At 56.3% G+C, this 24,055-nt stretch carries 27 protein-coding genes and 1 pseudogene; 2 read left to right on the top strand and 26 right to left on the bottom strand.

What is annotated here, in order from left to right:
• Window positions 1–103: 103 nt before the first annotated feature.
• The 13 genes from QK296_RS22315 to QK296_RS22255 all read right to left on the bottom strand — a co-directional run bounded on the left by QK296_RS22315 (window position 104) and on the right by QK296_RS22255 (window position 10,760).
• Complete coding sequence (locus tag QK296_RS22315) at window positions 104–1,084, bottom strand: integrase domain-containing protein (RefSeq protein ID WP_154847253.1); 981 nt, start codon at window positions 1,082–1,084, stop codon at window positions 104–106.
• Window positions 1,085–1,222: 138 nt separating this feature from the next.
• Window positions 1,223–1,954: a TIGR03747 family integrating conjugative element membrane protein gene (locus QK296_RS22310; protein WP_154847254.1), complete on the bottom strand. Its 732-nt coding sequence runs from the start codon at window positions 1,952–1,954 to the stop codon at window positions 1,223–1,225.
• A gap of 89 nt (window positions 1,955–2,043) precedes the next feature.
• On the bottom strand, window positions 2,044–4,149 hold the full coding sequence (traD, locus tag QK296_RS22305; RefSeq protein ID WP_154847255.1) for a type IV conjugative transfer system coupling protein TraD: 2,106 nt from the start codon (window positions 4,147–4,149) through the stop codon (window positions 2,044–2,046).
• A gap of 9 nt (window positions 4,150–4,158) precedes the next feature.
• Window positions 4,159–4,674, bottom strand: coding sequence for an integrating conjugative element protein (locus QK296_RS22300; protein ID WP_154847256.1), 516 nt, complete (start codon window positions 4,672–4,674; stop codon window positions 4,159–4,161).
• The gene (locus QK296_RS22295; RefSeq protein WP_154847257.1) at window positions 4,671–5,219 is read right to left on the bottom strand and encodes a lytic transglycosylase domain-containing protein; all 549 of its coding nucleotides are present in this window, start codon (window positions 5,217–5,219) and stop codon (window positions 4,671–4,673) included. Before QK296_RS22295 ends, QK296_RS22300 begins: the two co-directional genes overlap by 4 nt.
• Window positions 5,201–5,920 (bottom strand): TIGR03759 family integrating conjugative element protein, encoded by a 720-nt coding sequence (locus tag QK296_RS22290; protein ID WP_154847258.1) that lies wholly within the window; start codon window positions 5,918–5,920, stop codon window positions 5,201–5,203. The genes QK296_RS22295 and QK296_RS22290 overlap by 19 nt, the downstream gene beginning before the upstream one ends.
• 9 nt (window positions 5,921–5,929) lie before the next feature.
• Window positions 5,930–6,601 (bottom strand): chemotaxis protein, encoded by a 672-nt coding sequence (locus QK296_RS22285; RefSeq protein ID WP_150689127.1) that lies wholly within the window; start codon window positions 6,599–6,601, stop codon window positions 5,930–5,932.
• Window positions 6,598–7,140 carry a PilL N-terminal domain-containing protein gene (locus QK296_RS22280; protein WP_150689126.1) on the bottom strand — a complete coding sequence of 181 codons (543 nt, stop codon included), beginning with the start codon at window positions 7,138–7,140 and terminating at the stop codon, window positions 6,598–6,600. The genes QK296_RS22285 and QK296_RS22280 overlap by 4 nt, the downstream gene beginning before the upstream one ends.
• A gap of 89 nt (window positions 7,141–7,229) precedes the next feature.
• Entirely contained in the window at window positions 7,230–7,994 is a 765-nt protein-coding gene (locus QK296_RS22275) for an ABC transporter substrate-binding protein (RefSeq protein ID WP_150689125.1), read from the bottom strand.
• A gap of 53 nt (window positions 7,995–8,047) precedes the next feature.
• Window positions 8,048–8,542, bottom strand: a complete 495-nt coding sequence (gene radC / locus QK296_RS22270) for a DNA repair protein RadC (protein WP_150689124.1) — start codon at window positions 8,540–8,542, stop codon at window positions 8,048–8,050.
• A gap of 99 nt (window positions 8,543–8,641) precedes the next feature.
• Window positions 8,642–8,899, bottom strand: a complete 258-nt coding sequence (locus tag QK296_RS22265) for a hypothetical protein (protein ID WP_099587609.1) — start codon at window positions 8,897–8,899, stop codon at window positions 8,642–8,644.
• Between the two features lie 70 nt (window positions 8,900–8,969).
• Window positions 8,970–9,551, bottom strand: a complete 582-nt coding sequence (locus tag QK296_RS22260; RefSeq protein WP_282391315.1) for an STY4534 family ICE replication protein — start codon at window positions 9,549–9,551, stop codon at window positions 8,970–8,972.
• An 867-nt stretch (window positions 9,552–10,418) separates the two neighbouring features.
• A complete protein-coding gene (locus QK296_RS22255; RefSeq protein WP_150689122.1) occupies window positions 10,419–10,760 on the bottom strand; it encodes a helix-turn-helix transcriptional regulator in 342 nt (113 codons plus the stop codon).
• Between the two features lie 207 nt (window positions 10,761–10,967).
• Here QK296_RS22255 and QK296_RS22250 point away from each other — a divergent pair, with 207 nt between their 5' ends.
• The gene (locus QK296_RS22250; protein WP_150689121.1) at window positions 10,968–11,225 is read left to right on the top strand and encodes a hypothetical protein; all 258 of its coding nucleotides are present in this window, start codon (window positions 10,968–10,970) and stop codon (window positions 11,223–11,225) included.
• Between the two features lie 37 nt (window positions 11,226–11,262).
• On the opposite strand, the gene QK296_RS22245 is transcribed toward QK296_RS22250, so the two are convergent.
• The 13 genes from QK296_RS22245 to QK296_RS22185 form a co-directional block, all read right to left on the bottom strand.
• A complete protein-coding gene (locus QK296_RS22245) occupies window positions 11,263–13,230 on the bottom strand; it encodes a DNA topoisomerase III (RefSeq protein ID WP_154847259.1) in 1,968 nt (655 codons plus the stop codon).
• 236 nt (window positions 13,231–13,466) lie between these two features.
• On the bottom strand, window positions 13,467–13,922 hold the full coding sequence (locus tag QK296_RS22240) for a single-stranded DNA-binding protein (RefSeq protein WP_150689119.1): 456 nt from the start codon (window positions 13,920–13,922) through the stop codon (window positions 13,467–13,469).
• Window positions 13,919–14,437 carry a DUF3158 family protein gene (locus QK296_RS22235; RefSeq protein WP_154847260.1) on the bottom strand — a complete coding sequence of 173 codons (519 nt, stop codon included), beginning with the start codon at window positions 14,435–14,437 and terminating at the stop codon, window positions 13,919–13,921. Before QK296_RS22235 ends, QK296_RS22240 begins: the two co-directional genes overlap by 4 nt.
• Entirely contained in the window at window positions 14,434–15,189 is a 756-nt protein-coding gene (locus tag QK296_RS22230) for a PFL_4669 family integrating conjugative element protein (protein WP_154847261.1), read from the bottom strand. Before QK296_RS22230 ends, QK296_RS22235 begins: the two co-directional genes overlap by 4 nt.
• A gap of 144 nt (window positions 15,190–15,333) precedes the next feature.
• Window positions 15,334–16,521, bottom strand: a complete 1,188-nt coding sequence (locus QK296_RS22225; RefSeq protein ID WP_154847262.1) for an STY4528 family pathogenicity island replication protein — start codon at window positions 16,519–16,521, stop codon at window positions 15,334–15,336.
• Window positions 16,518–17,066: a DUF2857 domain-containing protein gene (locus QK296_RS22220; protein WP_076953768.1), complete on the bottom strand. Its 549-nt coding sequence runs from the start codon at window positions 17,064–17,066 to the stop codon at window positions 16,518–16,520. The genes QK296_RS22225 and QK296_RS22220 overlap by 4 nt, the downstream gene beginning before the upstream one ends.
• The gene (locus tag QK296_RS22215) at window positions 17,063–18,646 is read right to left on the bottom strand and encodes a ParB family protein (protein WP_154847263.1); all 1,584 of its coding nucleotides are present in this window, start codon (window positions 18,644–18,646) and stop codon (window positions 17,063–17,065) included. Before QK296_RS22215 ends, QK296_RS22220 begins: the two co-directional genes overlap by 4 nt.
• A gap of 14 nt (window positions 18,647–18,660) precedes the next feature.
• Window positions 18,661–18,870 carry a hypothetical protein gene (locus tag QK296_RS29070; protein WP_150689114.1) on the bottom strand — a complete coding sequence of 70 codons (210 nt, stop codon included), beginning with the start codon at window positions 18,868–18,870 and terminating at the stop codon, window positions 18,661–18,663.
• Window positions 18,871–18,954: 84 nt separating this feature from the next.
• On the bottom strand, window positions 18,955–19,797 hold the full coding sequence (locus QK296_RS22205) for a ParA family protein (protein WP_150689113.1): 843 nt from the start codon (window positions 19,795–19,797) through the stop codon (window positions 18,955–18,957).
• Window positions 19,798–19,801: 4 nt separating this feature from the next.
• Complete coding sequence (locus QK296_RS22200; RefSeq protein WP_150689112.1) at window positions 19,802–20,032, bottom strand: AlpA family transcriptional regulator; 231 nt, start codon at window positions 20,030–20,032, stop codon at window positions 19,802–19,804.
• 68 nt (window positions 20,033–20,100) lie between these two features.
• On the bottom strand, window positions 20,101–20,256 hold the full coding sequence (locus QK296_RS22195) for a hypothetical protein (RefSeq protein WP_236215998.1): 156 nt from the start codon (window positions 20,254–20,256) through the stop codon (window positions 20,101–20,103).
• Between the two features lie 200 nt (window positions 20,257–20,456).
• The gene (locus QK296_RS22190) at window positions 20,457–21,209 is read right to left on the bottom strand and encodes a hypothetical protein (RefSeq protein ID WP_282391314.1); all 753 of its coding nucleotides are present in this window, start codon (window positions 21,207–21,209) and stop codon (window positions 20,457–20,459) included.
• A 1,760-nt stretch (window positions 21,210–22,969) separates the two neighbouring features.
• Entirely contained in the window at window positions 22,970–23,341 is a 372-nt protein-coding gene (locus QK296_RS22185) for a hypothetical protein (protein WP_150689111.1), read from the bottom strand.
• A 322-nt stretch (window positions 23,342–23,663) separates the two neighbouring features.
• Here QK296_RS22185 and QK296_RS29065 point away from each other — a divergent pair.
• Window positions 23,664–24,055, top strand: a pseudogene (locus QK296_RS29065) (response regulator); the annotation flags it as partial.

Genomic DNA, 24,055 nt, shown 5'->3' with positions numbered 1-24,055 from the left:
AGGCTTCGATCTTTGGTGGAGAGAGTGGTTGAGGCTCTACTGGTCCGATCATGCCGGACTACGTTCGCGAGCAGTAGCAACGGCTTCATATCGAATGGCTTGCTCATGTTCGATCACCAATGTAAGTCGATAACAGGTCGATACGACCAAGCCCCAACTCGTAGCTGGTTTGCACTCGGGCATCCTGATCTAGGCGTCGGTCGAGTTGGTAGCAACGGCCACCGTTGATGGGAGCGAGATGATGAGTGATCTGCTCATAGCGTTCGCACGCATAGGCGACCCGAAGCTCGTGGAAGCCTTTGAGGTTGTGCGAATGGAGGATCTCTCGTGCAGGGCGGACGATTTGCCGTTGTAAATCGACATAGCTTTCGTTTGGTGCAAGCAGGTTGCGGCTACCATTCGGCGAAACCTGTTCGGCAAATTTCAGCGCGTCACGAATAGGATCATTTACCGTGATCCAACGAAGCGCCGACGCATGTGAGCGGCCACCTTGGATGCCATCTCGGATGTTGATTTTGCCGTAGTGTTCGGACTCATGTTTTAGACGCGGTAGATCGACCAAAATGGCCTCGCGCAAGCGCATGCCGGTGACTCGCGCCAACTGAACGATGGCCGCTGCACGCTGCATTTGGTGTTTGCAGAGCACGTCGACGATCTGCTTAACCTGTTCGTGATCTTGGCCTTGCGGCACCAAGCGCCGAACACTGGTACGCTGCATTCCCAAGGCTATACTCGGACTCGGCACCTTCACAGACTGATCGCCCCGAAGCGCCGCCATAGTCCGGTTCACGCTGGACAACCGGTTTTGCGCAGTAGCGATGCCGATAGCACCTTGTTCTATTTGTTGGCGCAGATGCTCTGCGTAGTCCAGCAAGGTCTGCCGATCTATCTGTCGCGCATCGTTAAATCCGGGCCCGTCTTCCGAACGACACCAGCGGACAAACGCCCGCCAGCGATCACTGTGCGCCTTGACCGTGGCGTAATGTCCTCCGCCAAAAAAATCGCGCAATGCTTGCGGACCGGCATAACTCAGTTGTCGGCCATAGCCAAAATTGCGCCCGTCTCTTCTACCAACTAATGCCATGATCAAACTCCTCTCTAAGCCAAACACCTGTGAAAGTTGTCCACTAGCGCGGGACTGGCGGTTCCTTACGACCAGGAGCTTGGGAGTCTCATTAGCAGGCCTCCTGACCACTTCCGCAGATAAGCATTCGTGTGGCACTCAAAGATATTTTTTGAACGTCGTCGCTGTGATGGTCATGGCCACCCCGAGCATCACGGCGCAAGGCATAAAAACAACCATGGGATTGAGCGAAAAGGGCAGAGACAGGTAAAGGATCCAGGGCGCGATCAGCAGTGGGATGACCGCCCGCTTGGCTCGGTGATAGACAAAGCTGCTTTCTCGCCCCGCGCCAAATTTTCGTAGGTCGCGGCGCATCAAACCATCGACAAAACCGGTGAGCGTGGCCAGCAGAAACAAGGGTATGGCCAGAATCAGAATGGCCAGGCGCACGACGAAGGTAAAGGTCACATATACCGCCGCCAGTACGAAATCTTCAATGCTCACGTAGACCTGATTGACCAAGCTCCAGAGGCCGTAACTCTGGCTTGATGCGCGCGCCTGCTGGGAAAAATCTGCAAAGCCGGTCTTGATCAACACCCACTGATTGAGAAAATCCAGCCACCGGACAATCGTCTGTCCGGGCTGTTGGAGGATGAGAGAAGATTTGAAGTGTTCACTCAGCCAGCCCAGTTCATTCGTCAACATCGCTTGGCTGTGCCGCCAACCCTGATCACCCCAGAACAGCAGCAGGCCGACGGACTCGATTAGGATCGAAAACAGCAACGAGGCGATCAGCAAACCGATGATATGTAGAACCAATCCAATCGCCGAGATGATCAATCCTGGCCGCTGGATCGGTTGTGGTGGCGTGTTCTGTATGGAAGTCGCCATCGTTAATTCCATTGCTCATCGTTGAGTTGATGGCGCCACGGCGCCTGCCGAATACGTGCTTTCTGAGTCGAAACCTGTGGCGGGCCGGGCTACCCCACCTGATCCAGATCGAAGTTTGTTGTTGGACCGCCACCGCTTGCGCTCCACCATTGTCCCGCCTGCTCGTTGTAAGCCGTTCGCATTCGTTGGGTGAGCTCCTGCAGGTCCTTGGGCATGGCGTCGTCGTTGGAGGGTTTTGGCAAGGGCATGCGGACTTTCCAGAGCTGGCCTCCGGCCTGGAAGGAGAACATTTGCCCCTTGGGCAAGCTGACGATGTGAGCGGGCTCGATCAACGGCACGCTGGTGCTGCTGACGCGATCCTGCGAGGACGACGTGAAGTCGGTATTGGCTTCAGGATCGGAGGTGTCGGTGGCGCCGGACACCAGGGTCTTGGTCAGCACGTTGACCTTGGGCAACTGCTGGGTGAGCAGTTCCGCAGTGGCGGTCTCGCGTACGCGGAGCATCTGCAAGGTATTGAAGTTACCAATGACCTGACCGGCCTTGGCGCGAGTACCAATGCGCGCTTCGATATCACTGAGGGTCTGGGTGTAGGCGGTCACCTGGATGCCGGCACCGCCGCCCTTGTTGATCAGCGGAATGAATTCATCGCCCATCAACTCGTTGAACTCATCGGCGTGCAGGTTGATGGGGAGCTTGTTGGCACTGCTGTCTGATTGGGGCAGGCCATGGTCGATGCCGTGTTTGTAGATGTGTCCGGCGACCGAGACCAAGTCGGCGAACATGGAGTTGCCCACAGCGGCGGCCACCTCGGCGTCGGTCAGCGCGTCCAGACCGACGTAGACGATGCCGCGTTTACGGATGATCTGCATCCAGTCGAAGATTGGCCGCGGGTCATCTAAGTCGGTGTAGTTGGGGGCCAGTAACTGGGCGGTCTTGCCGGTGGTGAGTTTTTCCAGCAGAGGTAGCAGCGAGGCGACAATCTTGTCGAAATAGGTACGGTCGTAACGCACCGCCGAACGAAGTCCGTCCAGTACCGGATCAAATACCCGTTTCACCGCCAGGTACTGCTCGATGGCCACCACGCGCTTTTCGCGCCCGACCATATGCCGGGGAATGTTCTTCTCGTTGAGCTTGCCTTCAAGCTGGACAATCACTTCCCACGCTGTTGGGTCGGTCTTGGCAAAGAATTGTTGGGCGTACTCGATGAATAATGCGTCGATGTTGACCACATGCCGTTGGATCTGCAGGTAGTCTGGACGTCGGCCCAGCTCGATCAGTGCATGGGCGATGATGTTGACGAAGCGCCAGGCGAACTCGCGAAAGGCCGCAGAGTTGCCTTCGCCACTGAGCTGCCCAGCGATGCGCGACGCCACTTCCGAGATGCGCCCGAAACGTCCCACGGCGTTGTAGCGGGCGGAGATCTCCGGCCAGCCTAGATGGAAAACATAGAACTCCTTTTCTCGACCTGCACGTTTGGCTTCGACGTACATGCGTTTGAGCAGATCGGCATCGCCCTTCGGATCGAAGACGATCACTACCTCGTGTTCAATGCGATGGATGTCTTGGGTGATGTACACCTCGGCGAGCCGGGTCTTGCCAACACGGGTCGTGCCCAGCACGAGGGTATGTCCGACTCGTTCACCCAGCGGCAGACTGACTTCCGTTTCGTCGGGCTCAACCCCATGCAACAGCGGTGAGCCACCGACTGGAGGTAAAGGGCGCAACGGATTAAAGGCGCTGTCCCAGGCCGTGACACGGGCCAGTGTCGAGAGCGGAAACGGTGCATGTTCTAGGCGATGTTCGAGTCCACGTGCCAGGCGGTAACGGGTCGGTTGGTCGACGTAGTGAGCGACGGCCGGATCCTGGGCCTCGACCAAGCGCTGGGTGTGCAGGCGGGTCCAGCGAAAGCCGCGGCCCATGAACAGACGTTTGCGGCTCACCGGAATCTGCCGGCTAGTCAACTCGTAGCGAGGCAGCCGGCGGATATTGCGCCGATAGCGCAACACCTCCCAGGCTTGTCGGAGGCGGATCAAGCCGAACAGGGCATAGGCCAGAGCCGCAATCAGACCGATCTCGGGTGATAGGGCCACGGCCCAGGGCGAATACACGCATAACACCGCCGCGGCGCCGCAGATCGCCACGGTATACAGCTCGACTGCGGGCCGGAGTTTGGACTCCATCGCATGCTCGGCCATGACCCAGACTCACTGTTCCAGTGAGGTGGCTGTGATTAAGACAGGGTAGTGCTCAATTTTCAGGCGAGAGGCGATGTCGTTGCCGTTGACCGGCAGGATGGTGATGCCCGGCGCGGCTGCTCGAATTCGGGCCAGGGTTTCAGTATCGGTCACTTCGACGGCGAGGCCGGCCGCCCCCATTTCTTGCAGTTCAGTCGCACGCTGATGCAACCAAGCCAACGATTGGGGATCCTCCCCGACCAGGAAAAATGGCTGCAAGCCCGGCATGTCCAGGGAGCGGGTTGTGATTTTGCCTGGGCTCAAGTGAGAGCTGCGCACGGGCAGTATCCAGGTCTCATCGGCAAATGCAGATAGGTCCGCATGTCTGGCCCGAGCAGGCTGGGTCTTGTTGTTTATTGGTGGCCGTACAGCTTCATACTGGGGGCGGGTTAAACCGCCAGGCTGATGTTCTGCAAATGACATTTCCGGCTGGGCGAGCGCAGCCAAGAGCACGGCGAAGTAATACGCACTGGGAACTCGCGTCATGGTGGTGAGCCCTGTTTGAAGGAAACCTGCAATCGTTCGAGTTGTCGGGAAAAGCCGGCGCGGTAGCGCGCGGCCGGCGTTCCTCCTGCCGGGCGGTGATATCGGCCAGCAGCTGACACCCAATCACCGGAGACGGCGTGATGCTCTTGCAGCAGCGCGGCAGTCACGGCCAGATTGCGGTAGGGTTCAAGGGTTTCGCAGGGACTGGAAAAACGCTGTCCGTGATAACCTAAGTTGATTTGCCCAAGCCCGGCATCGACCCGCTTGGCGTCATACCGAGCAAGCGCCTGAAGCAAGGCTTGACAGGCGGTCTGACGATTGGCGAAACGGTAAGGGCTGCCGGCAATATTCAGCGTCCAGGGCCAGGGCAGCAGTCGACCACGGAGGCGGGCGCCACTCTCCTGCAGGGCAATCGCGAACAACACCGTGGAAGGGACGTTGGCGTCATGCGCTGCCAGTTGATAAGCCGGAGGCGGAAGTTCGTCTGCCCGAACGGCGTGCACCGTCAGCAGTAGCGCAATAGCAATCAATCGAGACGTTGCCATTGTCCGTTCACCTGCTGAAATGTGACGGGTAACGGTCTCGGGGCTCCCAGGCTGAACCAGCGCCCGCGATCATGGTTCAGGGTGATTTGCCGGTGTTGGACCTTGCTCGGATCAATGCCTGCTTGCGTCGCCCAGCGCCGGACGTGTTCATCCTCGCCTTGGCTACCCACCACATAGATATCGAACGCTGTATCACTGTTTTGCAGATGCTGCGCTTCAGCGGTGCACGCTGGGCAATGGTCCTCGACAAACAGAGCTTGGCGCGGCTCTACCGATGAGCTGGCAGGGGACGGGGATGCCATACCCTGGATCGGCAATAGTCTCGGAAACAGCTTGGTCCAGGCTGCGGTGTAAGCGTTTTGGTAGGCCAACTCGCGCTCGGCGCGTTTGGCTTCCAGCGACACCTGTAATTCGGCATAGCGCTGGCGCTCTTGGTCGGTCTCTGCCTCGACGCCTAGCGCAGTCAGCGGATCGAGGTTAGGGCTCCAGAAACCGCGCGGGCCGGCTTGGATCTGTTCAAAGCGTGTCCATTCCTGCTCCGTAAGCCCCCAGCTCGTCGCCTGTTCAGAATGCGAACGCCCCAGCGGCGCGGACTGTGTGTTCTGGGCCCGTGACTGTGTCGGGACGGGATTGGCCATCGCTGCGATTGTGGTCAATAGAGAAACGAGACAGACGACGGCGGGCAGTAGCGCTCTGTTCATGATCGCGTCTCAAGGGAGTTGTACGGTCTGGTCTGGCTGAGCGGCCACAGCGAAGACGGCCGCGTTCGGCTCCAGCACTTTCAACTGCCATGTGCCGAGCTGCTCGCCGTTGTGCAGCAACTGGATATCCTTGAGCGAGCGACTATCAGGAGGAGCTACCGCCAGGAAGCGCTCGCCACCGCGAGACTCGACACCCATCACTGAAAATGGCGGCAGGAGCGGAGCAGGCTTGGGCTGAGCGGTTTTTTTCGGCTTGGCCGAGGAAGGCGTCGGTGGTGGGAGTGGTGGCTGGCTTTTGAGATCCAGGAGTTGCTGCTCGACGTGCTCAAGTCGTGCACGTAGCGCGATCATGTCGGCTTCGGTAGCACGGGCTTCCAGGCCGTCGCGTAGTTCCTGTATCTCCTGCGCCCATTGATCCAACATCGGATCGAGGGTATTGACCTGTTGCTCACCGGAATCGACCATCTGCTTCAGGTCTTTCAGTGCGTACTGCAGCTTCTCCTGTGCATCCAAGAGGGTGCTTGAGTCACGTTGCAGGGCATTTAGGGTCTGTAGGCGTTGGGCGTTCGCATTTTCCAGCTCGGTCACGCGTTGATACTGGTTATACAAACCACCACTCAGCCCGGAGACCGCCAGACAAAGTGAGCCGACAATAAGGGTATGAAACGTCGAGGCTTTCATAGGCGTGCCTCCGGCTGATGGGGCACGCTGGGTGCGACCCGCACGACGGCAGCATCATTTTTTTGCCGTTCGAAGCAGACCGAACGGCTGACCTCATCGCTTGTGAGTTGCCATGCGGGGCCAGCCAGCACTTGTAGCGCGTTGCGCAAAGAGATCGGGCCGAGCCGGTAATGGGCGGCGGGCAGAGGCCGGGTAAACAGTATCTTTACTGGTTCGGCAGCAGGGCAGAGCGAATACCCCGAGCGCTGCAGCACGTAGTGCATCGCTTCCTGTATCGAAGGATTCAGGTGGGACGGAATGCTCACGTCAACGATTTGAGCGAGAAGATTACGTTGTTCCGTGGTGGGCTCGGTGCTGACCAGCGTATAGCGGCCATAGCGGAGCTCTGGCGGATCGCTTTCGTCGGCTGGGCTCCTGGATAACTGGGGCCGATTGGAGCCACCGTCAATCTCAGGATTAGTGGGCAATGGGGCTGGGATTTGCGCTGTGCAGGCACTCAACAAGCCCAGCAGGCAGACAGGCGTGAAAAAACGCTCCATGGAAAAAACCTCATGTCAGATTCAGTGCAGAACCTGACATGAGGTGAAGGAACGATTCAGTGAGTAAGTTGATTCAAGACGGGTCGTGTTTAAGTTAAACGCGTTGCTATTTCGTCATAAATAGCGAGCCCATCCAAGACGGCAGCGTCGGGGTCGAAAATCAACAACCTCACATCCGCCAATGCCGCCAGATACAGTACGTTGACCAGGGCTTCCGGTGTGCCAGCGTCGAGCTGCTCCTGCCTCAGCGATGTGTAAAGACCGCCCTCAATCTTCATCAGATTTTCGTCGGTCCAGGGCGTGCCGATCAGCTTGCACCCGACACCTTTGCAGTCTGGCAGGGCAAAGGGTTCAAACAGCAGTCCGGTTGGCTTAGAGTCAAAATTGCCAACCCGGCTTGCCAAGTGGCGCAGTGCTTCGTCAGTCAGGTGTGCGGTACTGATCTCCCAGGCTCGACTGTAGTGTCCTGTGTCGAAGCTCAAACGGTGGACCATGGCTTGGGCTTCTTCCAGGGAGTAAAGGTCACCGACATGATGTCGTTCGTTGAGCATCTCGCCAGTCACGGCATAGATCACTTGCCGCACCAGCCCGGTGGACTGGCAGTGTTCATCCAATTCATCCGGAATGGCCTGACCCTCGCTGATCAGAGCGAAGTCGTCGTTGAACAGGCAGGCGAACAGTTCCAGCGCATCGTTGGGTAGATGAGCTTGTGAGTCGTGTATGGAGCGAAAGCAGGGAGGGCAGTCGTTCGCGTAGGTGATTTGCAGCAGCCGTTCAATAAATAGATTGTCATAGCCGCGAACGAATGGGTTTGAGGCCCCCAGCATGGCTGGGGCTTGGGTAGTGGAATCCATGAGTATTTCTCCAGGATGAAAATGAACAAGGCGCCCGAAGGCGCCTGTAAGGGTTAAAGCCAGCCGTATTCGGCAAGAGAAAGTGGGCGACCTTCACCCACGATGAAGTGATCCAGTACACGAACTTCGATCAAGTCCAACGCCGCTTTCAACCGTGCGGTCAAGGCGCGATCCGCCAGGCTGGGTTCCGTGCAACCGGAGGGGTGGTTGTGAACAACAATGGCGGCTGCTGCGTTATGTGCGAGGGAGCGCTTGACGACCTGGCGGGGATAAACACTGGCGCCATCGATGCTGCCGTGAAAGAGGATCTCGAACGCTAGAACGCGATGGCGGGCATCGAGAAAAATCACACCGAAAACTTCATGCTCTTGTTGCGCAAGATGAAGTTTCAGATATGAGGCCACGGCGTCAGGTGACGTCAGGTTGGGGCCGCGGGTGAACAGCCGACGATCCAGAATGTGCAGCGCTTCGTCGATTAGCTGGTTTTCCTGGGCGATACGATCAGCCTCGACATCCGAGGTTTCTATCAGGGTGAGTTGGGTGCTCATGGCGTACCTCCGAAGGGAACAATCCGGGGGTACACACCCGAGGGAGTGGTGTCCCCGGGGTGGATATAGAGTGACGGGCATTGCCCGATGACGCGCTGTTTACAGCCGAGTGAATCGGTGGCGTTGTCCGTGCAGGTGTGAATCACAACCGTCGCAGGGCAATGGAGAGGCAGTTCTTATACCCTGGCCAGTTTCGGGGTCGAAGTCGGCACTGATGGGCATTAGCCGAACCAGCCCAAGGTCGAGGCCGGCGATGCGTTTCTCGATTTCATCTGTCGTGTAGTAGAGCGATAACGTGCTGTAGTCCTCGTATGCCGCAGCGAACAGGCAATCGTCGCAAAGCCAGAAGGATTCCATGTGGGTTCTCCTGTGCTGGTTGAAGAAAAGGCGCTCGATTGAGCGCCTTGATGTAAACATCGTGGATTGTTCAGGCGGACTGAACAGTACGTGTGGCAACACGGCGGGCCGTGCGGGGAGTGGGTGCAGATTCAGGTTTGATCCTGGTCTCTGTTGGGTTGCCGGTATCCTCAGCTTCGGCATCAACCGACGTTGGGGATGGCTCACTGTTTGGCGTTTGCTCAGCAGGTGCTTTTGCCTCCTGCCTGGCAGGCGCTTTGTACTCGAACGTGCCGTTGACCTTGATCCAGTCGATGTACAGCAGACGACCTTTCAGGCTGGCGCCCGGTTGGCCTTGTTTATCGCCTTTCTCATAGAGAAATGGGTCAATCCACAGGTCGCCGATACGGAACGACAGCAAGACCTTTTTCTCGGCTTTGACGGCGTCCATATAGAGGCGAATCAAACGTTCAGCTTCGCCCCCAGCGACTTTGCAGTCGAAGCGAGTGTATTCGACCGCATCCGTGGCACCGTGCAGAGCCGCGATATCGCAGGCCATGAACGGCTGTCCGCGACGGACTTGTACTTCACGAACACGGTTGAGGTAGCCGATACCGACGGTGTGCAGATTGAAGTAAGTGGTCGCTTCTTGGGATTGGTTGGCGTGGGCCATGGTGGTTCTCCTGTTTCAAGGGAAAACGGCGACGCACAGTCCCTGACGGGGAAGTGAGTCCCCGTCAGGGTGGGTAAGGTGAAGGCAAGCGATGAACGACACGGCACCGGCAAGCCGATGAGCATCAGATCGATGCGCCTGGAGAATAGGGGGCTGCCGAGGAGAAATCCGCAGCAGGTCTGCGGATCTAAGGTAGTGGGCATTCATCACCGCTGAAGCGGTAATCGTGCGAGCCTCCGAATGCTGATCGCACTTGGGTAAACCACCACAAGCGTGGCGTAGCCTTGAAGGTTCAAGCTACCTGGGCTGGGCTGTCAACGACAGCGAACCACGCCCTTTGTATAAGCCTGTCACAGGAGAGCGTCAAGACGCCGAAAGCTGATTTTTTATAGCCGGAATACAGTGGACATTATTGGACTGAAAAAAATGAAGGGCGGGCCTGGCGGGTGCCAGGCGAGGAATAAAAAAGCCACCTTTGACGGTCTTGCACAGTCGACGAGCTCCTCGCAAAACTTGGTTTGACTGCGCCATGATTCGCCAACCGACCCTTGTCGTGGCCTGGGTCGGAACATGCTGGCACGCATCCGCGCACAAAGGGCGCCCAGTGATTCCCCGGCGGGCTCCGGGACTGAATGCGATCGCCGTAGCGGATGACCGCTGCTGCCTGGCAGAGGCAACAGTGGTCATCCGCCACATTGATCCGGTCGAGCACAAAGAGGGAGTGAAATTCCGCAGAAGAGAAGGCTCCGAACTCTAAGAGTCCGACCGAGCTACCCGGAGCGAATCGGTCTTGGGTCGCCGTAAGCGATGATCCTGAGGCACTACAGCAGAGCGGGTGTGACGACGTCAAGCCAATGTGCGAAGCGGTTATTTGCTACTGAGATGAGCGGCCAGCTGTTCGACGGACGTCAGGATAAAGGCACGGTCGCTTTCTTGAAGGCCGCTCAGCAGGCCCGCGATCATCTGGCCCTGGTCGTTGGGGCGACTGCTCGACTCCGTCAGCAGTTCATCCATCCGGCAGTCGAAGATGTCCGCCAGTTGCATCAGCTTGACCACGGAAAGCTCCACCACACCCCGCTCAAGGCGCGAAATGGCTTCGCTGCCGATTCCCAGGCGCTCAGCCACCTCTTCCTGGGTCAGATTACGCTGAGTGCGGTGCTTCGCGATCATGCGCCCAATTTGGGCTTGGGTTGGATGTTTATGTGCCAAGTGATGAGTTCTCCAATTCAACCCGAATGGTTGAGCAAAGACCCATTGACATGAACATCCTTAGCGGTTGAGTATCGACTTAAAGGGTTGTTATATTGACTGAAATAGCTGTTTGTCGCGACGTGACATGTTCCTTCAGGAATCAGAGCCCGTAGTGACCAGTGAGACTGAACGGTCTGATAGGACCAAATGGAGGAAAGGTTGAGCATGGATGAGCAGCGCGAGAACGACATGGACTTGATCTGGGATCGAACACTGGAGCTGTTCATCAAGATCCATGATTGCCCTGATAACCCCGCACACCTCGACAGCCTTGTTCATTGGCTCAACGAAGATCCTGCTCACCTGAAAGCGTTCAATGAACTGGGGCAGATATGGATCGCGGCAGGCATCGCCTTGGCCCGTGAAATCGGACAACCGCTAGACGACTTGGAGAAGGATCAGGCGCCGTTGATGATGCACTGACAACACCCACGAGGTTCATGTGAGCGCCAATGGTGCCTCATGGACGACGTATACCTTTGCTGATCGGCACAGTGCCTTTGCAGTCCGGGTACTGGGAGCATGACCAGAACGGCCCTGATTTTCCCTGACGCCTGAGCATTGAGGCATTGCAATTGGGGCAAGCCGGCCCGGCTTCGACCGGTACCGACAAAGTGAGCGCTCCGCAGTTTGCGATCAGCTGCGTAATCCAGTGCGCCTGCTTGGCAACGAATGCATCCAAGGTCAGACGTCCCGCTTCGATTTCATCCAGAGCTTGCTCCCAGATCGCTGTCATACCCGGATCCGCGACTGCTGCGGGTACCGCTTCGATCAGGGTATGGGCCGCTGCGGAGGCCATCAAAGCTCGTTTTTTCTTCAGCAAATAGCCGCGATCAATCAACCCCTTGATGATGCCGGCTCGCGTGGCTTCGGTGCCGATACCGGTGGTGTCCCGAAGTTTCTGTTTCAGACGCGGGTCGTTGACCAGCTTGGCCACATTTTTCATCGCCCTGATCAGATCACCCTCGGTGAGCGGTTTGGGAGCGGCGGTGCGCATGGACTTGAGTTCGACGTCGTCCACTGCGCACTGGCTACCCTGTTGTAGGGCGGGCAACACCTGGGTCTTTTGACCGGGTTCATCGTCTTCGGGGTTGTCGGAGAGTAAGCCTTTCCAGCCTTGGACGAGAATCTGTTTGCCGACAGCAGTCAAGCGCTCTGCACCGCACTCCAGCTCGACCTCGGTTCGATCAAACTCATGATGCGGTAGAAACTGCGCGAGATAATGGCTACGAATCAATTCGTAGACTTGGCGCTCTTGTTCAGACATCCGCCCAAGGTTCGCCGGCTCGGTGGTGGGGATGATGGCGTGGTGCGCGGTGATCTTGCCATCGTTCCATGCTCGTGAGCGCAATGATCGATCGATGCTTCCGAGCGCTGGGCGTAACGCGGGATCCATTTTGAGCAGGGCATCAAATACCGCAGCTACCTCGTTGAACATGCTCTCTGGCAAATAACGGCAATCGCTGCGCGGATAACTGGTGGCTTTGTGGGTTTCATACAAGGCTTGAGCGATGTTCAGCGTTTCCTGAGCACCGAGTTCCAACTTGCGTGAACAGACTTCCTGCAGTGTGCTCAGGTCGAAAGGCAGGGGTGGCGCTTCGCGCAAATGCTCAGTCTGCAGCGAGACTACGGTAGCGGTCTTGCTGCTAGAAATCGCTTGGACGGTCTGACTGGCAAGTGCCTGCTGCAGGCAGCGACCGGCTTCGTCACGTCCTGAGCTTGGCGGTATCCACGACGCGATGAAGGGTTGCCCCATTGAAGACAGATGCACATCCACCACCCAGTACGGCACAGAGACGAAGCTGGCAATCGCGCGGTCTCGTTCAACCACCAAGCGCAAAGTGGGCGTTTGGACGCGTCCAACCGACAGCACGCCGTCATAGCCCGCCCGCCGTCCTAGGAGGGTAAACAATCGACTGAGATTCATACCAATCAGCCAATCGGCGCGGCTGCGGGCGAGGGCTGAGTGATAGAGCGGGAAGGTCTCGTGACTAGACTTCAGCGAGGACAGTGCTTTGCGAATCGACGCCTCGTTGAGTGCGGATAACCAGAGGCGCTCAACAGAACCACGATAGTTGCAGAGCTCTAGTAACTCGCGGGCAATCATTTCACCTTCGCGATCGGCGTCGGTGGCGATGACGACGGTGGTAGCTTCGCTGAGCAGGTATTTGATGATTTTGAACTGCGCGACAGTCTTGGGCTTGACCTCAACCCTCCACTGCGCGGGAATGATCGGTAAATGATCCAACGACCAGGATTTGTACTGATCACCATAGGCCTCGGGTGGGGCGGTCTCCAGTAGGTGGCCAACACACCAGGTAACGGTTGCCTCGGCGCCGATCAGGCAGCCATCGCCACGCCGTATGGCCCCGAGGACCTTGGCAATGTCACGACCTTGGGAGGGTTTCTCGCAGAGAAAGAGACGCATAGAACTGCTCCGTATTGAGTTCGGAGCAGCATTGTTGGAAACAGCAGAGGCGAGATACGAGAAACCTGAACGGCAGGTTCCTCATATTAGTCGGTGAGGGCAGTCTTGAATGGGGCGAGGCTGCTACTTCCTTGTCGCGTGGACGACAGTGCTTCACGAGCGGCGAGTAGTGGCAGACTAAAAATTTCGCGTAATGGCGCAATTTTTATGCCTCTAGTCCGTCATGCCGATGGTGGCTACCCTCTGCGTTTTTTGGACTTCGACGCAGGCGAGCTGGCCTGGTCTGTAGCCTGCCCGACGGGAGCCGCAGACGAGGCTGATTCACTGGAGCGCTCCCGCATGATCACGTTCTGCACGCGATGAGGCAGGATGCCGACACGACGCGCCTCGATCTTGAAGGTGACCCGGGCATTGTCTTCACTGTCCTCCCACTCATCGCGCACGGTGCGGCCCTCTACCAACACGCGCATGCCTTTCTGGTACAGCGTGCTCCAGTGTTCAGCCTCGCGGTGCCAGAGCTCGACCGGCGCCCAATAGCCGCCTCGATCCTCATAGCTGCCATCGCGTGGCACGGGGTTGTCGAAGTACACATTCAGGCGCAGCAAACGCCGTGGCTCGTCATTGCCTGATGGGAACTCTTGGAACTCTGGCGCACTGCCGATGTTACCTTCGCCGACGAAAAAGGTACTCATTGTGATATCTCCGCTGCGGGTGTGAACTGGCGCAGCAGCCGTTCGGCGCTCGCCATTTTGATCGTGCAGGTTGAAGCCTGACGGTAGAGCGAATGCACTACGCTCATCTGCAAGTTCAGTGCAATGCGGTCGCATTCGAAACGGTGCAATTCCTCGCGTACGGCTTGGGGCAAGGCCTTGTTGGAGACCTGGCGTTCCCAGACCGCCACCCCCATACGGGCGAAGTCACGGGTGCGCCATCGCAAAAAGGTGCTGCCCGCACTGGTGTTCTGCAGCACCAATCGAATATCCAGCAGCGAGTAAGGGGGCTGTCCGGCTTGCTGCACCACCGCTTCCATCAGGTGACATAACTGCGCCTCGGTTTCCCTCGCCACCTGCGCCAAGTATTCCAGCTCCCCCTTACCCTTAAAAGGTTTTAAAAGGCCTTTTAGGGAGGCAGCGTGTTCGAGCTGTCGATAGGCATCCGGTGTTAGTGTTTCGAGGGGCATTGGTTGAGCCGGTATCATGGGACTCATGCTTCGTCCTCCGGCTCATCGACTGTCGCAGATGACTCTACTGATTCCTCTGCCAACGCGTCAGCGCCATCCACTGCCACAGCATCCCGACGAATGATGGGGGGCGCGAACTGGGAGCGGCGATGCCCCTCAAGGATGTCCATAGGGGGTAATCCAAACTTCTCCGTGGCCGCCAGAGCACGAGCGTTGTTCGCCGCCATGTCATCACGGGTGACGCCAGCATGCCGATAGCGCTGCGCCTGACCGAACAGGCTGCGCAGCAGGTGGGCGCCGTCGTCGATCCAGGCTTCCATGTCCCGGCGACCGACCAAGGCGGTGTGATGGGCCAACAGGGTATGTCGCACCAAGGTGTCGTAGTCAGTCAGCAGGTAAACGGCGAGGAAGCCCAGTTGGCTGCCGATGTACAACGGCAAGGTGACGGGATGGATGTTGAGGTTGTCGCCCATGTCGATCTGCGTCGGCAGCTCTTGTCTGATCCGGTCCAACTGCTGGGTCAGTTCCAGCATCCCAGCCTTGGCCTGCATCAATTTTTCTTCGAGCTGCACGATCGCCCAGTCGGCATAGGGGTCGTCCTGCGCTGCGGCCTGTTTGATCAGGTTGGTGACGCTGATGTAGCCGGCCATGCCCATGATCGAGTGGACGCCTTCGCGTGCGGTTCGACCTTGCCAGATTCGGGCGGCATGGTGGGTGTGCAGTGTCAGGGTGATGCTGCTGCGCAATGAGCCCAGGTTGAGCTGATAGTGATCGGCCACGGTGTCGTCCTCGCATAGGCTTGGACGGGAACGTTGCGACAGACGAAGGTAAAGGACAGCCGAAAAGCTGAATGCGGTGTGTTCGATTTGGTTCGAGACGATTGATTTTCGAGACGCTCGTCCGTGATGCCAGTGGCATCAAATCTACTGACGTCCAGGGCGTTTGCTACGCAGCTGGCGTAGTTCATCCAGGCACGCTTGGGCGAGGGCAGAGGCAGGTTCGCCCTTTTTCCTAAGCTGGCGCGGCGGAGCGGGTGGCGGTTCTGCAATGGGTAACGATTCAGCATGACCTGCCCAAGGGCGGAAATCGCCTTTCAGCGCCCGCTGGATCAGGCCCATCAGATACGCCGCCGGTTTGCGGACGCTGCCTGCCGCACACCGCGCGCCCGCTTCGTTGAGCACCGCCTGCCGATCCGCGGGTTTAAGCTTGGTCAGCGCCACGATGACGGCCTGCCGCTCGCTCGGACTCAGGTGCAGCGGATCAGGCCAGTGCAGGTTATCCACTGCTGGGGTCGCGCGCGGTACCGTACTAATACTTTCTTTTAATACAGTACGGGCGGCATTCGGATTCCGAACGCTGCCGAAAACATTGGAGTTCGAACTCAGTTCGGATTCCGAACTAGGCCCCGCACGATTCCGAACGCGGTAATCGCCACCCAGTTCGGAATCGTGTAACGCTTCATCGGTCGCCTGATCCAATCCTTGTTGTGTCCAATGTTCATGCCAGCTGTCGAGCCGGGTGGGGAGTCGACCCAGATCGATATCGGTGTCTTGGCGGATTTCTTCCAACACATGCTGAGCGACAATTCGCACAGCCTTGGTTGCATGGGAAAGGGCATGTCCGACCAGCTCCAGGTAGTCCTGATCCAGCTCCATGGCTTCGGCGGGCGTTAACGGTTCATCGTGCAGGACGTACAGAGAACCTTGTAGGCGCCCGCTGAGCTGATCGCGGCCACGACTCACTAAACTGAGCCAGCGAGTCAGCCTGAGCATCGTCAAGACGCGAGCGATGGTTTCACGGGAGGCTGACGCACCGTAGGGTACGCTCGACAAGTAAGGCTGCAGATCTTCATAGCGCGGAGTGATCACGCCCTGACCTTGCAACATGAGTCGAAATACTTGCCAAGCATTCCGTTCCAATGGGGTTAGCCGACTATCCAGCAGCAAGCGACGCGGAACGACTTCGTGAGATTGGCCACTGAACAAAAAGCCCGTCTGCAGGGCTTGGTTGGAAGGAGGTTCAGTGGTGGGGCGTGCGGGCCAACGTTCACTTAGTTGTTGGGTGCATTGCTGCAGAACACGCTGCCAGCGACTGGAAGGGGCGGTGTTCATGTTCCGTTGCTGTAATGGTCGATCTGCTGCCAAACGATGGTCAAGCTGATCTGTTGCTCCTCCGCCAACATCATCATGGCGTCGAGCTGATCCTCAGCACCGTCCTGATCACGTAGTTGGCACCAACGCTGCCAGAGCGCATGTTCCTGCGCTTCGCTCAAGTTCTGAGGGCGGCCCTTACGGGTTTCTATCTTGAGCAAACGTCGGCGCAGGGCGGTTTCCGAGTGCGCCAAGCCGAAGCACTGATACATGATGGTACTGCTGGCGCCGAGCTTGAGCGCTCGGTTGATCAGGCGCTCGTTCTGTTCGTCGCGTTCGGCCTGGTCGATCAACCGATGCAGCACCGGCGAATCAATCTTGACCTCAACCCAAGGGACGGTGGCATGGGCCAGGCGTGACAGTGTGGTCGGCGGTAATGATTGCAATAGATAGATGTCCTCTTCACCCAGTCCGAGTGCTTTGCAGCGTTGCAGATTACCCAGGCGCAACTCGTGAAGGACCTGGGTCAGCATGGCCTGGTTGAGCACATTGAAGGACAGGTTCATGGCAGCTCCCTTGGTGAATCGTCTTCATGGGTAAGCGTTAAGTCGATCAGGCGCCGGGCTAAGCGAATGAGGCGATACAGTTTGATTAACAGATAGTCGGGCAGTCGCTCCAATCCTACGTCCACGGCGGGACGATCTGCCAGCGGGAGTTGATAGACCCCCAATAGCAGTTGCCCGAACAGGGCTGACGGCAATTGCTTGCGATCCTCCCAGTTCACCTCGTCTTGGGCACGCAGCAGGGCCAAGAGCAACAGGTGAGCGCCCGCCGCACGAGGCGCTGCAAGATCAAGTTGCTCGATGCTGAGGTCGAAGCCTAGGCCGTGCTTCTGGGCGATGATGCTCTCGGGATGTCCGGCATAGGCCACCATTTCCCGAGCCAGGCCGGCAATGGCTAAACGCAGTTGTTCGGGGGTATCCAGTGTGGGTGCGATGATCCAAATGTCGTCGATCGGGCAGGTTGCGACGGTCTGTGCTGGTTCGGATGCAGTGGCGCGATCAATCTGTTCGCGGATCTGCTGGACGCGTGACGGAGGGCTGACTGCTGATACGACATTCGTTTCGGGAAGCGTGAGCTGCTCCTCTCGCGTTGTTTCGGTCTGCGTCCTGGTTTCAGCCGAATTGGAATGCGGCTCGGAGGGGGGAGGCTCGGCCGCGGGCTCATCGACGCTCGACAGACGGTTGTTCTCCGGGGGCGTGACGGCAACGCCGGGCGTCTGAATAACCCGTTGGGTATCGCCCAGCTCCAGGGCCAACATGCGGTAGGACTGTCCGAGTAAGCGACTCATGCGTTCGAGCAGTTCATCCTGGATTTGCTCAAGGTCAAAGGACTCTGGGTCGGCATCAAATTGACCTAAGGTGTCGAGCCAAAGCTCGGGAAAAGCGATGGCGTCGGTTGGATAACGATTCCAGGTTCGTTCCGCCTGGCTACGCAGGCCAATCAGGCGTTCAATTTTTGGTTTTCCCAACCCGGCATACAGGGTTTGTGGGATGGCGGGTAGTAGGTGTTCGAGGGTGTCGAGCATCCGGCTGATGTGCGACTGGGAAATCGGATAGCCTCCAGCGGCAAGACGTCGTGCCAGCTCACGTTGCGAGAGTGTTGCTCCATCTGATTCGAGCATGGTCTTGAGTTTGGTCACTGCCAGAGCACGCTCGATGAAGGTGAGCTGGCCGTGCAGATCGCTTTCAGCAAGATGGCCGAGTAGGGCGGTGATTTCATCGGTCCAGGGTCGGAACAGGCAATGGATGCGGAAGAAACGCTCGTCGCGGGTTTCGTGCCACAGCTCGCCAAGAATTGCCAAGCGCGTATTACCGCCGTTGCGGATGATGAAATGGGTTTCACCTGGGCGGCGGGTAATCGGCGGCGGTTGATCCAGCCCGCGTTCACGGATCGAGGCCTTGATATCGTCATAAAGCGGGTTACGGATGAAGCGAGGGTTGTGTTCGTAGGGCCGCAACTGCTCCAGAGTGACCAGCATAGGCGTATCAGTGAGTGGATCGGATAAGCGCCCCAGTTCTGGACCTTGAGGGAAGTGGTCCTGGTGCAGTTTTTCGGTGATTTCCTCCTGAGTGAGCTTCTTCATTGGAGCTACCTCAGTTAACGCCGGGTGCGCAAATGGTCGCCAACCTCGAACTTGACGATCTCGGCAGTCCCCGAGCCCTCGAAATAACGAGACAGGTCCGCGAGGAACCCGCCCATGGCTGAGCGCCCGCCTTGTAGACGAAAGACCACTGTGCAGTACTCCTCGCTAGGTGGGCGGCTGGGGTGGATGGATGGTTGAACAATGATAGGAAGCTGGTCCAACATCAAAAGACTCCTTGCCAAACGCAGTTGGCCTCAACGTTGATCGAACAGAATCTCGTCTCGAGAACTACAGCTTGGCGATTCATTTCATCGAGACTCCGCGCACTTGCTCACAGTAGAGATTGCTGTGTGCCATTCCGGGAATAATTCGATGGCCAATGCTTGCATGGTTTCCAGTGCCGATGGTGAGCGTCGTTTATGGGGCCTGCGCGTCTCGACTCGGTGGACGGGTAGGCCGAGTGAAGCGGCATTGGTATAAGCCACTCGGTCTGGAATTGCGGTGTCTAGAACTGAAATGTTGGTAGCCCCAGCGAAGGTCTCGCGCAGGCCGCGGATGATCATTCGCGTGTCTACCCGGATGCTATTTACCTGGTTCAGCAGCAGTCGCAAGGGTGGCGGCGTAATGCCCAGGTGACGGAACGGTTCGAGCTCACTCAGCAGCTTCAAGGTGCCACGGCGCAGTTCGCGGGCGGCGAGCATTTCCGGCGTGATGGGAGAAAGGGCGAGATCGGAGGCCAGGATGGCCATCTCCAGAAGCACGCTACGTGCGCCTTGGGTGTCGATCAACAACAGGTCGTAACGGGGACGGAAATGTTCGAGCAAATTGCGCAGCCGTAATCGCCCGTCAGGGGCGTGAAGTAGCAAAGTGGTCAGCCGACCTTGATCATCGTTCGAGAGGATCAGGTCGAGACCGACGACCACCGTTGTGGAAATTATCTGAGCAGGATCTGTCTGGTTGAGCGCGATGAGTTCGTACGCACCGGCAATGGCCCCTTGGTTCAAGGCGTAATAGCTCGAGAGGGTCGGTTGGCTATCCAGATCGAGCAGCAGGACGCGTAAGCCCGCATCCGCCAGCAGACCGCCGAGATTGGCAGCCACTGTTGTTTTGCCTACTCCACCTTTGGTGGACACCACTGATACCACACGCATGGCATCAGGCCTGCTGCGCCAAACGCTCAGTGATCCACTGTTCGATCTCCAGCGAGTCCCAGCCGACGGCGCGCAGCCCAATGCGCTTAGCCTGAGGGAATTTACCTTCCTTCATCAAGTTGTAGATGTGCGCACGCTTGAAGCCGGTTTTTCGCTCCACTTCGTCACGCCGCATGATGTGACGTTCGATATATGGTTGAGAAACTTCAGCGATGGGAAAGGATACATTGGGCATGTTGGTTACTCCTAGCGCTAATTGGCACGTGGTGGGAAGTGAGGTGCATTGAAAAACAAAAATTTAGATTAGTCATTGCAATGCAATTGCCCGCATTGCAGTGCAATATATTCGGTGACTGGCAACGCAGCGTTTCGAGCAGCGAATTGATATCCAATAAATGCTATGGAATGCCAGTCAGATAAAAGGGAGTTGATGCATTGCCACTCGGTGAGCTTGCTCATCGAGGCACACCTTCATAAATTGTCGAAAGACATGCAGCAGAAGCTGATTGTCGTTCATCTGCTCGCGATTGGATGTGGCATTTTTGATAATGACTGTGATTGGCTACGCACCATGTCTTGAAATTGAATGGGCATGAAGCCAACGGCTGAAGCACACTAACAAACTAGGGAGATCGCCCGGATGCGCGGAAGTGCAGTTTTTATTGCTTCGCTTGGGAAAGACTGCGTCTACCGGCCGCGAACTTTTCGTCCAATGAGCGTTTGCTTAGACCGACGACGCCACTGTAGTGAGCGATAATAGAGTTAACGATGGACGCTTGGCTATCAAATATCGAATACTTTCGTCCCGACTTAGACGAACCTAGTAAGGTATTAACCAGAGCACCTATCACGTTCAGGAAGCTGGCTTTGCTTTGATCAGTGAGTTGTTTTTGGCCTTCGACTAGGCTGCGTAAATTTTCGCGATCCAAACCTGCCGCGGTGAGTTCGTTTGTAAGGGTTCGGAGCGCTGCGTCGGACGCTTTCAACTGTATTTGCAATGCGTCCCTGTCTGCTTGCAATGCCAGGTAGGTTTCGTATCGGATACTTCCCACCTCGGAAGTGGAGCCAAAAAGAAACGCAGGTCGCTGATCCGGCCAGTATTGAGCCATCCATTGTTTCAAATCTGAATGTCTAACCGTAAGTATATTGAGATCAATGGGTGTGCCTGGAGCAACCGACTTACCGAAGGCGCCATATCGCAGTTCGTTATTGCGGATGGCATCTAGTATTTTTTCAGCACTGGTATATAGACAAGGCCATTGAGGGAACGTAGTGGGGAGCAGATCCACGCGGTCCCATATCGATTCAAGTATTTGGGCTTCGAAAGCAATTAAATTGCACCAGCGGATCGCTGCTTCAATTGGCCTATAGAATAGTTTTGCTACTGAATTAAAATCATTATTAGCATCCATGTGGGGTAGCCTTTGTTAGAGACGTGCCCGCTAGGTGATGAAACACTGCCGTCAATCACATAGCTTCCGTATTTTTATTCAATGTTCAACGATTGGCTGAACCAGCTCTGAACAGATTTGCATTGTTAATCTCCTACCGCCTTGTGTTGTTTTCTAGGTTAAGATACCTTGACTTCGTTGAGGATTCGTCGCCATCGCAGTAAGACCTAGACGATCCTGTAGCCACAAGTGTTAAATTGAATGAGTTCAAAAGCCCGCAAGCGGTTGCTTGAGTGGCAAAAAAACCTGCCTTAAGTCAATTTATAGCTTTCAAATCAAATTCGCAAGCTTTCCTACGAAGCAGATCTATGGATGATGGGCTCGAAGGCCTTCCTATCGGTGCTTAGGCGCTCAACACATAAAAAACGAGCTCTGCCGGAATAGGCTTGGGGATGACCCTGACGATCACTGGAAGAGGCATGTCGAATCGCCACCAAAGCGATGCTCAGAAAGCCATTGCTCTTGACCGCTTAAGCTCCGGATAGGCGCCGCTTTCAGCTTACTTGTTCTATTTCCAAAAGCATGACGTGTTTGCACATCGGGTCCCTTAACGCCAAATGATGGTGCTTGATGTGATAATTTTCCCGTAAAGTTGACTTAAATCGGATTTTGGGTGAATCTGGTTTTTGTATTCGTCGGCAGTTTCAAGGCCGTACCTATAGGCCTTTTGGCTAGATCTCGAGAAAGGAGAAAAGTGGGATGACTAAAACCGAGGTGGATTCCCCGGGGCGATATTCTCTAATCGGTCCGGCCTAGAGCTGTTTTATAAAGATTACGTATCCCCGGAGCAGGAACGGCAGTCCTCTGTTTACATGGATTTATGCGTAACTCTCGGGATTTTGAAGAACCCGCTCCTTGGCTGGCTGTGGGTCGACGTGTCATTGTTCCCGACCTCCGTGGTCGTGGTCACTCCGCTCGAATGAAGACGGCGACTGATTACGACTTTAACTTACTGATCGGCGATATGTGGGTGTCTTAATCATCTATCGAACGTGTGGTGGTTATCGGAACAACTTTAGATGGCTTAATGGCTATTGAAATGCAGGCAAGGAATCCGAACGAGTCGCTGGGGTTGTTGTAAATGATATTGGGGCAGAAATTCCATTGCCGGCGCTTAAGCGGATGGCCGTTCATGTCGAGATTGCGGATTACTCAATTGAGGAGGCTGTCGCACGGGTTAAGGAGCACAACGAAGCGATCTATCGGGATTTGGTAAGGATGATTGGATTCGTTTGATGCTCCGTGCTTATCGGGAAACTAGGCCTGGTCGATACGCCGTGATTTAGAGTTGCTCACGACGCGCGATTCCGCGCGTATGCAGACAGAGCGACCTGAGTTTTGGAATGAATTCTCCAAAACCAACGGTGTGACGGTTCCTCTTATTAGGGGGGAGCTATCGGATTTGCTAACGGATGATATTGCCCAGCGCATAGCCGAAATCAACCCTGCTGCAATCATCACTATCGTTGCAGATAGAGGTCATCCGCCGTTGCTCAATGAGCCTCAATCGTTGTCCGCAATCGACGCGCTATTAAAACGCGCAGACAAATGGCTCTGATTTATAAGCAGCGGATGTTTTTAAGTAATATCGTAGTAATAACTACCGATATATACTCAAGCTTCTAGCTGGGGCAGTTGAGTGGTGCGGAATTTTTTTCGACTATTTTATTGTTCGGATTGTCCTATATCTATGCCTGCAATAACAATTATATGCTGGTGACTTAAAGAGTAACTGATCTTTTTTCTCTCGGATTGGTGGTCATAAAATGATAATAATTATTATAGGTAATTGGTTGGAGGGTTGATCCATGCATCTTAGTATAAAGCGCCAAAAAAATAAGTCTATGTTCTGCAGTAATTTGTTTTCGAAGAAATAGCTGGCGGAGCGAATCAAGTAGGGGGTTGGATATGCTGCATCTTGGCTTTACTAACAGGGGCTGGCGGATGGGCGATTGTTGGCTATTGGGTATTTGGAGGGGAAATTTTGATTGTTTTTGGTTGGGCGTATTTCTTTCCTTGTAATTTACAGATTTTACCTCAGATTGATTGAGTAGGTGTAGCAACTGCACTGATGCAACCAGATCGGTCAGCAACTTTTCTCCTTTCAAAATGTCTTCACAGTGTCGGTTATGGATGACGGTGCTCCGGTTACAGGTGCGCCTCGCCGGTTTCTTGGCATCGACGCCACAGCGTTTTGTAAGCCGTGGCCAGTGAGCAGCTGTCTAGCATGCCAACCGGCAGCTATAGCACACCGAGTCGATAGGGCAGCTTGATAGGCTTGGACGGCGGTACGGTGGTCGGCATAGGATCGGTTCGCGAAAGTTTGGCGTAAGGCAATACTGGCAGCGGACTTTCAATAAACCGTTCGTGAATCATAGGGTTTCATCAAGGGGCTTCTTTGTATCAGGAAAACGTATGCTTATTGTCGAAGACGACGCCGACAGCGTCAATATCTGGAGACCTATCTGCTCCGGGATGGCTTTGAGGTGGCTTTGGCCGAAGACGGCCTACGCGGTCTGGACTTACACAAGAGTTGGCGGCCCGGATTGATGTTGCATCGACGTGATACCTGCCACGCCTGAGTGGCATCGAGGTGCTGTCCGCCGTGCGCCGCAGCAGTGACACGCCGGTGACCATGGTCACGGCCATGGGCGACTAACCGGAAAAACTCGGCGCCTTGCGGTATGGCGCGGACGGCTATGTGGTCAAGCCCTACAGCCCGCGCGAGGTGGTGGCGCGCGTGCACGCAGTATTGCGGCGTACCGCGGGCAGCCAGCCGGTAGAACAACTGCTGCGCCATGAGAACC

The sequence above is a fragment of the Pseudomonas sp. AL10 genome (genome assembly GCF_029960685.1).
In the GTDB taxonomy this organism is placed as follows: domain Bacteria; phylum Pseudomonadota; class Gammaproteobacteria; order Pseudomonadales; family Pseudomonadaceae; genus Aquipseudomonas; species Aquipseudomonas lactis.
The sequence above is the reverse complement of the archived record's forward strand: the minus strand, read 5'-3'. Positions and strand labels throughout refer to the sequence as shown.